The 14133-nt window shown below is 72.8% G+C and carries 12 protein-coding genes and 1 tRNA gene; 12 read left to right on the top strand and 1 reads right to left on the bottom strand.

Annotated elements, in window-relative coordinates:
- The first annotated feature begins 49 nt into the window (after positions 1–49).
- From ACH01S_RS36940 to ACH01S_RS36885, 12 genes are all read left to right on the top strand, one after another.
- Positions 50–964, top strand: coding sequence for an ADP-ribosylglycohydrolase family protein (locus ACH01S_RS36940; protein WP_067903456.1), 915 nt, complete (start codon positions 50–52; stop codon positions 962–964).
- Positions 965–1086: 122 nt separating this feature from the next.
- A tRNA-Gln gene (locus ACH01S_RS36935) sits at positions 1087–1158 on the top strand.
- 165 nt (positions 1159–1323) lie between these two features.
- Positions 1324–2799: a bifunctional UDP-N-acetylglucosamine diphosphorylase/glucosamine-1-phosphate N-acetyltransferase GlmU gene (glmU, locus tag ACH01S_RS36930; RefSeq protein WP_255220378.1), complete on the top strand. Its 1476-nt coding sequence runs from the start codon at positions 1324–1326 to the stop codon at positions 2797–2799.
- Between the two features lie 167 nt (positions 2800–2966).
- Positions 2967–3947: a ribose-phosphate diphosphokinase gene (locus tag ACH01S_RS36925; protein ID WP_083981565.1), complete on the top strand. Its 981-nt coding sequence runs from the start codon at positions 2967–2969 to the stop codon at positions 3945–3947.
- 308 nt (positions 3948–4255) lie between these two features.
- Positions 4256–4879, top strand: coding sequence for a 50S ribosomal protein L25/general stress protein Ctc (locus tag ACH01S_RS36920; RefSeq protein ID WP_067903447.1), 624 nt, complete (start codon positions 4256–4258; stop codon positions 4877–4879).
- Between the two features lie 152 nt (positions 4880–5031).
- Positions 5032–5607 (top strand): aminoacyl-tRNA hydrolase, encoded by a 576-nt coding sequence (pth, locus tag ACH01S_RS36915; protein WP_067903444.1) that lies wholly within the window; start codon positions 5032–5034, stop codon positions 5605–5607.
- 379 nt (positions 5608–5986) lie between these two features.
- Positions 5987–7465, top strand: a complete 1479-nt coding sequence (locus tag ACH01S_RS36910) for a sugar transferase (RefSeq protein ID WP_067903442.1) — start codon at positions 5987–5989, stop codon at positions 7463–7465.
- A gap of 153 nt (positions 7466–7618) precedes the next feature.
- Positions 7619–8563, top strand: coding sequence for a 3'(2'),5'-bisphosphate nucleotidase CysQ (locus ACH01S_RS36905; protein WP_169809420.1), 945 nt, complete (start codon positions 7619–7621; stop codon positions 8561–8563).
- 117 nt (positions 8564–8680) lie between these two features.
- Entirely contained in the window at positions 8681–9610 is a 930-nt protein-coding gene (cysD, locus tag ACH01S_RS36900) for a sulfate adenylyltransferase subunit CysD (RefSeq protein WP_067903439.1), read from the top strand.
- 62 nt (positions 9611–9672) lie between these two features.
- Positions 9673–10935, top strand: coding sequence for a sulfate adenylyltransferase subunit 1 (locus ACH01S_RS36895; RefSeq protein WP_148344353.1), 1263 nt, complete (start codon positions 9673–9675; stop codon positions 10933–10935).
- A 103-nt stretch (positions 10936–11038) separates the two neighbouring features.
- Positions 11039–11935: a glycosyltransferase family 2 protein gene (locus ACH01S_RS36890; RefSeq protein ID WP_067903434.1), complete on the top strand. Its 897-nt coding sequence runs from the start codon at positions 11039–11041 to the stop codon at positions 11933–11935.
- Positions 11936–12048: 113 nt separating this feature from the next.
- A complete protein-coding gene (locus ACH01S_RS36885; protein ID WP_067903431.1) occupies positions 12049–12873 on the top strand; it encodes a hypothetical protein in 825 nt (274 codons plus the stop codon).
- A gap of 33 nt (positions 12874–12906) precedes the next feature.
- Here the strand turns inward: ACH01S_RS36885 and ACH01S_RS36880 are convergent.
- A partial coding sequence (locus ACH01S_RS36880; RefSeq protein ID WP_067903429.1) for an RCC1 domain-containing protein occupies positions 12907–14133 on the bottom strand: 1227 nt, incomplete at its 5' end.

Raw genomic sequence — 14133 nt, 5'->3', positions numbered from 1 at the left:
AAACACTCAAGTGACGGACGGGCCACGCCCCCCGCGAGAGAATGGCGAGATGCCCCTCACCCAGGAGGAACGCGCGACCCTGGCCAAAGGCTCCCTCACCGGCCTCTCCGTCGGCGACGCCTTCGGCGACCAGTTCTTCGTCCTCGCCAACCGGCGCCTCTCCGCCGAGACCGACGCGCCGCCCGCCCCGTGGAGCTGGTCGGACGACACGGAGATGGCGTGCTCCGTCGTGGACGTCCTAAACCGGCGCGGGGAAGTCGACCAGGATCTGCTGGCGGAGTCGTTCGCCGCGCGGATGGACGTCGGACGCCGCTACGGCGCGGGCGCGTACGAGCTGCTGACCCGGATCCAGAACGGGGACCACTGGCACCGCGCCTCCCGCGAGCTGTTCGACGGGCGCGGCTCCTACGGCAACGGAGCCGCGATGCGGATCGCCCCGCTCGGCGCCTTCTTCAGCGACGACCCGGCCCGCGCGGCGGAGCAGGCCGCCCTGTCGGCCGAGGTGACGCACGCGAATCCGGAGGGCGTCGCGGGCGCCGTCGCGGTGGCCGCCGCGACGGCGCACGCCGCGGCCGGGCGGGGCGCGAGGATCGCGCCGCGGGAGCTCATCGAGGCCGCCCTGGAGTGGACGACGACGGGGGAGTACGTGCGGCGCGGCCTGCGGCGCGCCCTCCGGCTGCTCGGCAAGTCCCCGCGCGACGCGGCGTACGAGCTCGGGAACGGCAACCGGATCTCGGCGCAGGACACCGTCCCCTACGTCCTGTGGGCCGCGGCGACCCGGCTGACCGACTACGAGGCGGCCGTCCGGGCGTGCGTCGCGGTCGGCGGCGACATGGACACGACGGCCGCCATGACCGGCGGCATCGTCGCCGCCCATCTCGGTCCGGAGGCCGTCCCGGCGGCCTGGCTGGCGGCGCGCGAGCCGCTGCCGGACTGGCTCGTCCTTCCGGAAGCGGCGTCGTAGCCGGTCGCGGCGGGCGGCCGGGCGCGGGGCCGGGCGGGGCGGATACGGCGGGAGAAATCTGACGGGTGTCGGTATCGTGGTGGCCGGTCGGTTCCGGTCTCCGCGTGATCCGTCCGTTTCAATCCGGCGTGGTGTAATCGGCAGCACAAGGGTTTTTGGTGCCCTTAGACAAGGTTCGAGTCCTTGCGCCGGAGCTGTCGTGGATGTCCGTCCTTGGGACGCGGGTGGGCGGTGGGGGTGACAGGGCGGGGGCGGGCGGTATCCTGCCCGTGTCGGGTGCGTCCGGCCTGGATACGGCGTGATGTCGCAGGTGGGCGCGTCCATAACCGATCCCGTCCGCGATGCCGAGGAGCCTCCTTGTGAGCGCTGCGAGCCGCCCGGCCGCCGTCATCGTCCTCGCCGCGGGCGAGGGCACCCGGATGAAGTCCCGTACCTCCAAGGTGCTCCACGAGCTGTGCGGGCGCAGCATGCTCGGCCATGTGCTGGCCGCCGCCCGCGAGCTGGAGCCCGAGCGGCTCGTCGTGGTCGTCGGGCACCGGCGCGAAGAGGTCGCCGCGCACCTCGCCGAGGCGGGGCCGGACGCCGAGACGGCCGTCCAGGAACCGCGGAACGGGACGGGCCACGCCGTCCGGATGGCGCTGGAGCAGACCGGCGCCCTCGACGGCACCGTGGTGGTCACCAACGGCGACGTCCCCCTGCTGCGCGGCGAGACGCTGCGGGCGCTCGTCCGGACGCACGAGGACGAGGGCAACGCCGCGACCGTCCTCACGACCGAGATGCCGGACGCGACCGGTTACGGCCGCATGGTCCGCGCCGCCGACGGCGCCGTCGAGGCGATCGTCGAGCACAAGGACGCGACCCCCGAGCAGCTCGCGATCAAAGAGATCAACGTGGGCATGTACGCGTTCGACGGCGCGCTGCTGGCGGACGCGCTCAAGCGCGTGACCACCGACAACGCCAAGGGCGAGGAGTACCTCACCGACGTCGTCGCGATCGTGCGGGCCGACGGCCACCGCGCGGGCGCGCACCTCGCGGCCGACTGGGTCGAGACGCAGGGCGTGAACGACAAGGTCCAGCTCGCGCAGGCGCGCCGCCAGCTCAACGACCGGATCCTCGAAGCGCACATGCGGGCCGGCGTCACGGTCGTCGACCCGGCGAGCACGTGGGTCGACGTGGACGTCACCGCCGAGCCCGACGCCGAGATCCACCCTGGGACGCAGCTCCACGGCCGTACGCACCTCGGAGAGGGCGCGCGGGTCGGCCCGAACTGCACGCTGACCGACACGACGGTCGGCGCGGACGCGACCGTGGTCAACGCGGTGTGCGTGGAGGCGGAGATCGGCCCGGAGGCGTCGGTCGGCCCGTTCGCCTACCTGCGGCCGGGGACGCGGCTGGCCCGCAAAGGCAAGATCGGAACCTACGTCGAGACGAAGAACGCCGACATCGGGGAGGGCACGAAGGTCCCGCACCTCACCTACGTGGGCGACGCGGAGATCGGCGAGCACTCCAACATCGGCGCCAGCTCGGTGTTCGTGAACTACGACGGCGTGCAGAAGCGGCGCAGCGTCATCGGGTCCCATGTGCGGACGGGCAGCGACAACATGTTCGTCGCGCCGGTGACGGTGGGCGACGGCGCCTACACGGCCGCGGGGTCGGTGATCGTCCAGGACGTCCCGCCGGGGGCGATGGCGGTCGCGCGCGCGCGGCAGCGGAACGTGGAGGGGTGGGTCGAGCGGAAGCGTCCGGGGACGCCGTCCGCGGAGGCGGCCCGCCGCGCCCAGGAGGCTCAGGAGGCCCACGAGGCCGAGGGGGCCCATGCGGAGGACGCGCCGTAACGGCCGCGTCCGGGTGAGGACTGCCCCGCCGTCCGGGCGGGGATGGGGAGGACATCGGCGTCCTTCCGCGAACAACAGAGCGACCCGTGCGCCGGACATTCGTGGTGCGCGGGCGGTGGGGACACAGACCCACGTGAATTCACGCCATTGAGGGGGAGTTGTCAGAGGTGAGTGGGATCAAGGCGAGCGGCCAGAAGAAGCTGATGCTCTTCACCGGCCGCGCCGACCCGGACCTGGCCAGGGAAGTTGCCGACAACCTCCAAGTCGACCTCACGCCGACGTCCGCGTACGACTTCGCGAACGGTGAGACGTTCGTGCGGTTCCTGGAGTCCGTCCGCGGCTCCGACGCCTTCGTGATCCAGAGCCACACGGCTCCCATCAACCAGTGGATCATGGAGCAGCTGATCATGGTGGACGCGTTGAAGCGCGCGTCCGCGAAGCGGATCACCGTCGTCGCGCCGTTCTTCGGGTACGCGCGGCAGGACAAGAAGCACCGCGGCCGGGAGCCGATCTCGGCGCGGCTGATGGCCGACCTGTTCAAGACGGCGGGCGCGGACCGGCTGATCACGGTCGATCTGCACACCGCGCAGATCCAGGGCTTCTTCGACGGCCCGGTGGACCACCTGTTCGCGCTCGACCTGCTCGCGCACCACTTCGAGAGCAGGCTCGACACCTCGCAGGTGACGGTCGTCGCGCCGGACGCGGGCCGGGTGCGGGTGACCGAGCGGTGGTCGGACCGGCTCGGCGGCGTGCCGATGGCGATCATCCACAAGAAGCGCGACCCGGACGTCGCGAACGAGGTGAAGGTGTTCGACGTCGTCGGCGAGGTCGCGGGCCGCACCTGCGTCGTGGTGGACGACATGATCGACACCGGCGGCACGATCGTGAAGGCGGCGGACGCGCTGTTCGACCACGGCGCGAGCCGGGTCGTGGTCGCGGCCACGCACGGCGTGCTGTCCGGCCCGGCCGTGGACCGGTTGAAGAATTCCCGCGTCTCCGAGGTGGTGCTGACGAACACGCTCCCGATCCCCGAGGAGAAGCAGTTCGACAAGTTGACGGTCCTCTCCATCGCTCCCCTCATCGCCCGCGCCATCAACGAGGTCTTCTCGGACGGCTCCGTCACCAGCCTGTTCGGCGGGCAGAGCTAGGCCCCCCGCGCGTCGCCCCCGCGCGACCGCGGCACGCCCGCCGCGAGGCGTGGCCGGCCGCCGCCCGGAACGGGGCCGCTCGCGGTCCGGGGCACGGGTTGGGGCGTGTCTTCGATCGGCTAGACTTGGGCGACCCGCGTCCGCTCCAGGTCGTCCAGTGCGTGCCGTGCCGGTACCGCGCTCCCTGGAGAACGCAAAGAATCTTCAAGTCGCCCGCCCCCAAGTCGGCGTGCGAGGATCACAACCGTCCGTAACGGACGTCCGGACGCCCCGGACGGCCGTGGATCGCAGAATGAGGAGTTTTCGCCGTGTCCGAGGTACGCATCGCCGCCGAGCCGCGCACCGAGTTCGGTAAGGGTGCCGCGCGGCGCACCCGCCGGGCCGGCAGGGTGCCCGCCGTCCTCTACGGTCACGGCACCGACCCCCAGCACATCTCGCTGCCCGGCCATGACCTGATGCTGGCGCTCAAGACGCCCAACGTGCTGCTCACCATCGAGGGCCTGAGCGGCGGCACCGAGCTGGCGCTGCCGAAGGACGTCCAGCGCGACCCGATCAAGGGCTTCCTGGAGCACGTCGACCTGCTGCTGGTGAAGCGCGGCGAGAAGGTCGTCGTGTCCCTGCCGATCCAGCTCGTCGGCGACGTGGTGGCGGGCGGCCAGGTCGCGCAGACCGAGGTGGAGATCTCCGTCGAGACGGAGGCCACGCACATCCCCGAGTCCGTCGAGCTGGACATCAGCGGCCTGGAGATCGACAGCCAGGTCCTCGCGAAGGACCTGCGGCTCCCGTCGGGGACGACGCTGGCCGCCGACGAGGACGTCCTGATCCTCCAGATCACCGACGCCAGCGTGTCCGCCGAGCGCGAGGAGCCGGCGGAGGGCGCCGAGGCCGCGGGCGAGGGCGCCGAGGGCGAGGGCGAGGCCCCCGCCGAGTAGGCGGCCGGGCGGTCCGGGCGCGGTCGCGCGGCGACGCGGCCGTCCGGGCGAGGACGCGGCATGTTCGTTCACGGCATGTTCTTTCACGGCCCCGCGGGTGCGCACCCGCGGGGCCGTGCCCGTCGCGCGACCCCGTGGTGGGGAGGAGTTCGGTGAGCGCGGATCTCTGGCTGGTCGTCGGCCTCGGCAACCCCGGGCCGTCGTACGCGAAGAACCGGCACAACGCGGGGTTCATGGTGCTGGACGTCCTGGCCGCGCGCGTCGGCGGCAGGTTCAAGTCGCACCGGGCCAGGGCGGACGTCCTGGAGGGACGGCTCGCGGGCGCGCGGGCGGTGCTCGCGAAGCCGCGGTCGTTCATGAACGAGTCGGGCGGCCCGGTGAAGGGGCTGTGCGACTTCTACAAGGCGCCGGTGGAGCGGCTCGTCGTCGTCCACGACGAGCTGGACATCCCGTTCGGCGCGATCCGGCTGAAGCAGGGCGGCGGTGACAACGGTCACAACGGGCTGCGGTCGATCACGAAGTCGCTCGGGACGCGCGAGTACCCGCGGGTCAGGTTCGGGGTGGGCCGCCCGCCGGGGCGGATGGACCCGGCGGCGTTCGTCCTGAAGGACTTCTCCGCCGCCGAGCGCAAGGACCTCGACCTGGAGGTGGACCGGGCCGCGGACGCCGTCGAGGCGCTGATCTCCGACGGGCTCGGCGCGGCGCAGAACGTCTTCCACGCGAGCTGACCCCGCCGCGCGGATCGAACGCCCGCCGCGCGGATCGAACGTTCGGGGCGGGGGTCGAATGGACGTCCACAGAGAGTGAAAAAGGTCGTCCACGCAGGCTGAACGCCCTTCAGAAGGGTGGCCGGATCCGGCCAGCGCAGCGGAGCGCGACGACGCCGACGCGGACCGGCGCAACCGTGTTTTCGTGCGCTTCTCGCCTTGTATGCCGGTGATCTCGGGCCGGTACCGGCCTCGTGGTGGCCTGACCATGGCAAAGCGGCCATAGGATGCAGCTCAAATGAGGTTCAAGATGCATGTGAACCTCAGGCGACGTTCAACCGTCTTCGGTGTGAATCGCGCTGACGGGGCGCGCGTTACAGGGGATTGGTGAGAGGTGTATATGGCCGTCGTTGACAAGGTGCAGGCCGAGTCATCGACCAGCCATGAGCAGCGCCGTCCGTCGTTCCAGAGCTGGAGCGGATCCTACCGGCGGGTGGCCGGATACCTGGACTTCCTCAGCATGCTGATGGCCGGTGTGATCGCGTTCGTGCTCCGGTTCCCGGGCGTCCCGACCGATCTGAACGCGCCGTACGTGGCGCTGACCGTCGCGCTCCCGATCGTGTGGGTGCCGACGCTGATGCTGTGCCGGGCCTACCAGCCGCGGTACGTCGGCGTCGGGTACGAGGAGTTCCACCGCGTGCTGCGGGCCGGGTTCATCCTCACCGCGACCGTCGCGATCGTCGCGTACGCGACCAAGACCGAGGTGGCGCGCGGCTACGTGGTGATGGCGCTGCCGCTCGGAACGGTCCTCGCCCTGCTCGCGCGCTACCGGCTGCGCAAGTGGCTGCACCGCAAGCGCTGGAACGGCGAGTGTATGCGCCGCGTCGTCGCCGTCGGGCACCGCACGTCGGTGGCCGACCTGATCCGCGAGCTGCAGAAGAAGCGCTACCACGGGATGGACATCGTCGCCGTGTGCCTGCCGCCCGCGCTCGCGTCCGGCGACGACGCGGTGGCCGAGGTGGAGGGCGTCCCGGTGCTCGGCGACTTCGCGCAGGCGGCGGCGGTGGCCGACCGCGTCGCGGCCGACTCGGTCGCGGTGCTCGCCTGCCCGGAGATGGACGGCGTGGCCCTGCGCAGGCTGGCGTGGCAGATCGAGCGCAACGACGTCGAGCTGGTGGTCGCGCCCGCGCTGATGGACGTGACCGGCCCGCGGATCTCGATCCGCCCGGTGTCCGGACTGCCGCTGCTGCACGTCGAGCACCCCGAGCTGGACGGCGGCCGCAAGGTCTTCAAGGGCCTGTTCGACCGGGTCGCGGCGCTCGTCGGGATCCTCGCGCTGAGCCCGCTGCTCGCGCTGGTCGCGGTCCTGATCAAGTTCTCCGGCGAGGGCGGCCCGGTGCTGTTCCGGCAGACCCGGGTCGGGCGCGGCGGCCGCGAGTTCACCGTGCTGAAGTTCCGCACGATGGTCCCGGACGCCGAGGCCCGCCGCCTCGAACTGCTGCAGCACAACGAGAACGACGGCGTGCTGTTCAAGATCCGCGCCGACCCGCGGGTGACCCGGGTGGGCCGCTGGCTGCGCCGCTACTCGCTCGACGAGCTGCCGCAGCTGTTCAACGTGCTGCGCGGCGACATGTCGCTGGTGGGGCCGCGTCCGCCGCTGCCGGAGGAGGTCGCCCAGTACGGCGGCGACGTGTACCGGCGGCTGGTCGTGAAGCCGGGCCTCACCGGCCTCTGGCAGGTGAGCGGCAGGTCCGACCTGACGTGGGAGGAGTCCGTCCGGCTCGACCTGCGCTACGTCGACAACTGGACGCTCGCCCTCGACCTCCAGATCATGTGGAAGACCTGGTCGGCGGTCTTCCGCGGCTCCGGCGCGTACTGAGACCGGCGGGCCGGAGCGGCCCGACCGGGGCGCCGGAGCGGCCCGATCGGGCGGCGCCCGCGGGGGCGTACCCTGACGCGGGCGCGGCGCGCCCGGACGCGCATGAGAAAGTGGATCGGACAGAACGAGCCGAATCGGGAATGTGATCGACGGATGACGGTGGATGCGGCCGCGGACGACCACGAGCTGGCGGCGGACCTCGCCGGCACGGCGGGTCGGCTGCTGCTGGACGTGCGGGACGAGGTGGGCTTCGCCGACGCGCGGGCCCTCAAGGACGCGGGCGACCTGCGGTCGCACGAGTACCTCATGGCGGCGCTGGCCGAGCGCTGTCCCGGCGACGCCGTCCTGTCGGAGGAGGGCCGGTCCGCGGCCGCGGGCAAGCGGACGGGCGGCGGCGAGCGCGCCCCGACCCGCAACACCGCCGACGCCGAGCGGCTCACCGCAGACCGCGTCTGGATCATCGACCCGCTGGACGGCACCCGCGAGTTCTCCGAGGAGGGCCGCCGCGACTGGGCGGTGCACGTGGCGCTGTGGCGGCGCGACCCGTCCGGCGGCGGACGGCTCGCCGCCGGGGCCGTGGCGCTCCCGGCGCAGGGCCTGATCCTGCGCACCGACGCCACCGGCGGCGCGTCGCTGGTGCGGGCCGACGCGGGCGACCCCGACCCGGTGACCGCCGGGTCGCGCCGGGCGCGCGGGGTGCTGCCCCGCGAGGTGCCGCTGCACGTCCCGGCCCCGGACGCGGGCAAGCTGCGCGTCGCGGTGAGCCGTACGCGGCCGCCGGAGTTCGTCCAGCGGATGGCGGACCAGATAGACCTCGATGTCGAGATGGTGCCGATCGGGTCGGCGGGGGCGAAGATCTCCGCGGTCCTGCTCGGCGAGGTGGACGCCTACGTCCACGCGGGCGGGCAGTACGAGTGGGACTCGGCCGCCCCGGCGGCGGTGGCCCTCGCGGCGGGGGCGCACGCGTCCCGCGTCGACGGGGCCGCGCTGGAGTACAACCGGGAGGACCCGCGGCTCCCGGATATCCTGGTGTGCCATCCGTTGTCGGCGTCGACGCTGCTGACCGGCATCGGGAGTGTGTCCGGCGCGTTGCCCTGACCCTTCCCGCCCGAGGGCGGGATTTCTCCGCGGCGGCCGGGCGTTCGATCCGGAGGGGACGTCCGTCCCGCGGCCACTCGGTTGCATCTGCCAGTACAGCGTGAAAGAGCCCACACCATGCCTCAGACGACGCAGCGTTGTGATTACCTGCTGTCCCAGTTGGACGTGCTCGAAGCCGAGTCGATCCACATCTTCCGCGAGGTCGCGGCGGAGTTCGAGCGGCCGGTGCTGCTGTTCTCCGGCGGCAAGGACAGCATCGTCATGCTGCGGCTGGCGCAGAAGGCGTTCTGGCCCGCCCCGATCCCGTTCCCGGTGATGCACGTCGACACCGGGCACAACTTCCCCGAGGTGATCGAGTTCCGCGACCGGATGGTCGCCGACGTCGGCGTGCGCCTGGTGGTCGCGTCGGTGCAGGAGTCGATCGACAGCGGCCGCGTGGTGGAGCAGAAGGGGCGCCGGGCGTCCCGGAACCGGTTGCAGACGACGACGCTGCTGGACGCGATCGAGGAGCACCAGTTCGACGCCGCGTTCGGCGGCGCGCGCCGCGACGAGGAGAAGGCCCGCGCCAAGGAGCGCGTGGTGTCGTTCCGCGACGAGTTCGGCCAGTGGGACCCGAAGAACCAGCGTCCCGAGCTGTGGAACCTGTTCAACACGAAGATCGTGCAGGGTGAGCACGTGCGCGTGTTCCCGCTGTCGAACTGGACCGAGCTCGACATCTGGGACTACGTCCGCCGCGAGGAGCTGGCGCTCCCGCCGATCTACTTCGCGCACACCCGCCGCGTGTTCGAGCGCGACGGCCTGCTCCTGGACGCCGAGACCGGGTTCGCCAACCGCGGCGAGGACGAGCCGGAGTTCGAGGCCACGGTCCGCTACCGGACGGTCGGCGACGCGTCCTGCACGGGCGCGGTGAAGTCGGCGGCCGAGAGCCTCGAAGAGGTCATCGAGGAGATCGCCGCGACCCGGGTGACCGAGCGCGGGCAGACCCGCGCCGACGACCGCACCAGCGAGGCCGCCATGGAGGACCGCAAGAAGGAGGGTTACTTCTAATGGCCGCGACCCAGCCCGCAGGCGAGGCCCAGTCCTTCGGCAGGACGCCGTCCGGCAAGAGCATGGACCTGCTGCGCTTCGCCACCGCCGGGAGCGTCGACGACGGCAAGTCCACGCTGATCGGCCGCCTGCTGTTCGACTCCAAGTCGATCTTCGAGGACCAGCTGGAGTCGGTCGAGCGCACGAGCGCCGACCGCGGCGAGGAGTACACCAACCTCGCGCTGCTGACCGACGGCCTGCGCGCCGAGCGCGAGCAGGGCATCACCATCGACGTCGCCTACCGGTACTTCGCGACGCCGCGCCGCAAGTTCATCATCGCCGACACGCCCGGCCACATCCAGTACACCCGCAACATGGTGACGGGCGCGTCCACGGCCGACCTGGCGATCATCCTGGTGGACGCCCGCAAGGGCATCCTGGAGCAGTCGCGGCGGCACGCGTTCCTGACCACGCTGCTCCAGGTGCCGCACCTGGTCGTCGCGGTCAACAAGATGGACCTCGTCGACTACGACCGCGGCGTGTACGAGCGGATCGTGGACGAGTTCACCGCGTTCGCCTCCAAGCTGGAGGTGACCGACCTGACCTTCATCCCGATCTCGGCGCTGCACGGCGACAACGTCGTCGAGCGCAGCGTCAACATGACGTGGTACGAGGGGTCGTCGCTGCTGCACCACCTGGAGCACGTCCACATCGCGTCCGACCGGAACCTGATCGACGTGCGGTTCCCGGTGCAGTACGTGATCCGCCCGCACGCGTCCACCGACCCCGACCTGCACGACTATCGGGGGTACGCGGGGCAGGTCGCGGGCGGGGTGCTGAAGCCGGGCGACGAGGTGGTGCACCTGCCGTCCGGGCTGACCACGACGATCACCCACATCGACGGGCCGCGCGGCCCGGTCGCCGAGGCGTACGCGCCGATGTCGGTGACGCTGCGCCTCGCCGACGACATCGACATCTCCCGCGGCGACATGATCGCCCGGCCGCACAACCGGCCGGAGGTCGCGCAGGACATCGACGCCATGGTGTGCTGGATGACCCCCGACCGGACCCTCACGCCGCGCGCCAAGCTGGTGATCAAGCACACCACGCGGACCGCCAAGGCCGTCGTGAAGGACCTGCACTACCGGCTGGACATCAACACCCTGCACCGCGACGAGGAGGCGACCGGTCTCGGGCTGAACGAGATCGGCCGGGTCTCGCTGCGCGTCACCCAGCCGCTGTTCGTCGACGACTACGGCCGCAACCGGCTGACCGGCGGCTTCATCCTGATCGACGAGGCCACCAACAACACCGTCGGCGCCGGAATGATCACCGGCGCGCGCTGAGCCGGGGCGCCGCGGGACGCCGTCCCGCGGCGCGCTCCGGCGGCATCCCCTCCAGCTCCCGGTCCGTCCCCTCGGTTCCCCTCGATAGCAAGGCAGGCCATCGATGCCCCCTTCCGTCGGCGTCGTCCTCCCGACGCACAACCGGCCGGAGCTGCTGCGCCGCGCGCTGGAGTCGGTCCTCGCCCAGGAGTACGACGGCGACCTGCGCGCCGTCGTCGTGTTCGACCGGGCCGAGCCGGACGCCTCGCTCGCCGGGGACCGCGTCGAGGTGATCGCCAACACCCGGACGCCGGGCCTCGCGGGCGCCCGCAACACCGGCATCCGGCACCTCGGCACCGACCTCGTCGCGTTCTGCGACGACGACGACGCGTGGCTGCCCGGCAAGCTCGCCGCCCAGGTGAAGGCGCTGGAGGCCGAACCGGACGCGGTGCTGTGCAGCGCGGGCATCCTCATCGACTTCGACGGGCGCGAGCTGCCGCGCCTCGCCGGGACGACGAGCGTCACCTACGACGCCCTCATCAAGGACCGGATGATGAGCGTCCACTCGTCCACCTACGTGGCGCGCCGCGAGCCGCTGATCGAGATCGGCATGGTGGACGAGACGATCCCCGGCAGCCAGGGCGAGGACTGGGACCTCGCGCTCCGCGCCGCCCGCCGCCACCCGGTCGTGAACGTCGACGAGCCGCTCGTCCGCGTGCTGTGGGGGCTGACGTCGTACTACGCGCAGGCGTGGGAGACGAAGGTCGCCGCGCTCGAATGGTTCCTGGAGCACTACCCGGAGATCGGCCGCGAGCCGGGCGCGGCGGGCCGCGTCTACGGGCAGCTCGCGTTCGGCTGCGCCACGGTCGGGCGGCGGCGGGACGCGCTGCGCTGGTCGGCCCGCGCGCTGCGCGCGAACCCGGCCGAGCGGCGGGTGCCGTTCGCGCTGGCGGTCGCGTCCGGGGTGGTGTCCGGCAAGCGGGTCCTGCTCGCCCTGCACACCCGCGGCCGCGGAATCTGACCGATGCCTGCCGTTTCCCCGCTTCCACCACCTTTTCCCATGTCGCGCCGCTAGTGTCCCGGCTACCGCCCCCGCGACCGCCAAGGCCGTCCAGTGTTAGAAGGAGCCCTCCCGTGCACATCTCCGCCCGCCGCCTCGCCGCGTCCGGGACGCTCGCGCTGGCGCTCACGCCCGCGCTCGCGCTGACCGCCGTCCCCGCGCACGCGCAGGTCGACCTCGACGCGGTCGCCGAGGGCATCACCGAGAGCGGCTACTACGTCGACTCGCACGCGAAGTACTACCAGTCGGACGGCGCGCAGGAACTGCTCCGCACGGCGCAGGGACGGTCCGTCGCGGTGTTCATCGCGATCGTCCCGGCGGGGAACGACCCGGCGGCGATCCTCAAGCAGCTTCCCGGGCTGATGCACCGCAAGGGGACGTACGCGGTGCTGGCGGGCGACCAGTTGAAGGTGTCGTCGAACGCGCTGCCGGACGCGCAGGTGAAGTCCGCCTACACGAAGGCCGTCGCGGGCGCGAAGGGCAAGCCCGACCTGGCGCTGCTCCACTTCGTCCGGACGCTGCCCGAGTCGAAGTACGCGCCGCCGAAGTCCGGCAAGCCCGGCAACAACGGCAAGCCCGCGCCGCAGACGCAGACGCAGCAGGAGGAGCGGACGCTCGCGCAGTCGCAGCCGACCGGCCCCGCCACCGGGTCGAAGGCCGCCACCGCGAAGGACGACGGCGGCTCGGCGATGCCGTTCGTGCTGGGCGGCGGCGGCCTCGTCGTCGTCGCGGCGGCGGCGGGCGGGTTCCTGCTGATGCGGAAGCGGTCGGCGAAGCCCGCGACGGCGGGGGCGCCGGCCGGGGGCGGGGAGCCGCTCGTGCCGCCCGCGCAGCCCGCGGCCGACCCGGGCGAGGCGCGGGCCGAGGCGGCCAAGCCCGAGCCGCCCAAGGACGCCTGAGCGTCCTGCGGAGGGAATCAGGGCGTTAGGGGGTCAGGGCGTTCGGGGGGCCACGAGCAGGATCAGGTGGCGTTCCCCGGCGCCCGCGGACACGCTCTTCCCGGGCGCGCCGCCGAGCGAGGTGACGACCCGGCCGGGGCGGCTGCGCGCCGCCCGCCGTCCGGAGCCGAGCTGGCCGCTGCCGCCCGCGCCCCAGGTCAGCGGCGTCCCGTCGGTGAGGATCGCCGCGCCGTAGGCCTCGCCCGCGAACACCTGCGCCGCGCCGCGGAGCTTGCCGTCGCCGTCCTCGTCGACCACGTGGACGGGCGACGTGCGCAGCGTCAGCGTCCCGTCGCCGAGCTGCCCGGCGGTGTTGTTCCCCCACGCGACGACCGTGCCGTCCTTGCGGAGCGCGTAGTTGTTCTTCTCCGCCGCGGCGAGCGCGATGACGCCGCCGAGGCGGCCCTCGCCCGCCACGCCCGACACGAGCGTCGGGGTGAGCCGGTCCTCGCGCGTCCCGTCGCCGAGCTGGCCGAGGTCGTTGTGGCCCCACGCGGCGACCCGCCCGTCGGCCAGCAGCGCCAGGCCGTGCTGCCCGCCGACCGCGACGCGGACGACGCCGCCCAGCCGCCCGGAGCCGTCCAGGCCGCGGACGGGCACCGGCAGCGCCCGGTCCTCGCGGGTGCCGTCGCCGAGCATGCCGTAGGTGTTGGCGCCCCACGCGAGCACCTGCCCGTTGGCGCGCAGCGCCAGCTCGGTGCGCCCGTCGGCGGCGATCGCCGTGATCCCGCCGAGCGGACGCTCCCCGTCCGGGGACTTCACGGTCGTCGGGTAGGGCGGGCTCTCGCGCTCGCCCGTGCCGCGCTGGCCGGACGCCCCGACGCCCCACGTCACGACGGTGCCGTCGCGGCGCAGCGCCATGGAGAAGTCGGTGTTGGCGCTGACGGCGACGACGTCGCCGAGCTGCCCGTCCTGCCCGTCCGGCGCGAGGACGGGCACCGGGACGCGGCTGTCGCGGGTCGTCCCGTCGCCGAGCTGCCCGTGGTCGTTGGCGCCCCACGCGACGACCGTCCCGTCGCCCTTCACGGCGAGCGAGTGCCGCCCGCCGCCCGCGACCGCGCGGACGCCGTCCAGGCCGACCGGGGCGAGGTTCGGGTCCCTGCCCGGGCCCGGACGGCCCAGCTGGCCGTTCTCGTTGAGGCCGCTCGTCCAGACGGCGCCGGCCGGGCCGCCCGCCGAACCGGCGGCGGGCGGCGCGGACGCGGGCCGGGACTCGGCGGG

Source organism: Actinomadura chibensis NBRC 106107 (assembly GCF_001552135.1).
GTDB lineage: Bacteria > Actinomycetota > Actinomycetes > Streptosporangiales > Streptosporangiaceae > Spirillospora > Spirillospora chibensis.
The sequence above is the reverse complement of the archived record's forward strand: the minus strand, read 5'-3'. Positions and strand labels throughout refer to the sequence as shown.

Bases quoted from the DNA above. Each gene is read 5' to 3' on its own strand.
- ACH01S_RS36895 (WP_148344353.1), top strand. From the start codon at position 9,673: ATGGACCTGCTGCGCTTCGCCACCGCCGGGAGCGTCGACGACGGCAAG.
- ACH01S_RS36890 (WP_067903434.1), top strand. From the start codon at position 11,039: ATGCCCCCTTCCGTCGGCGTCGTCCTCCCGACGCACAACCGGCCGGAG.
- cysD (WP_067903439.1), top strand. From the start codon at position 8,681: ATGCCTCAGACGACGCAGCGTTGTGATTACCTGCTGTCCCAGTTGGAC.
- ACH01S_RS36905 (WP_169809420.1), top strand. From the start codon at position 7,619: ATGACGGTGGATGCGGCCGCGGACGACCACGAGCTGGCGGCGGACCTC.
- ACH01S_RS36910 (WP_067903442.1), top strand. From the start codon at position 5,987: ATGGCCGTCGTTGACAAGGTGCAGGCCGAGTCATCGACCAGCCATGAG.
- ACH01S_RS36940 (WP_067903456.1), top strand. From the start codon at position 50: ATGCCCCTCACCCAGGAGGAACGCGCGACCCTGGCCAAAGGCTCCCTC.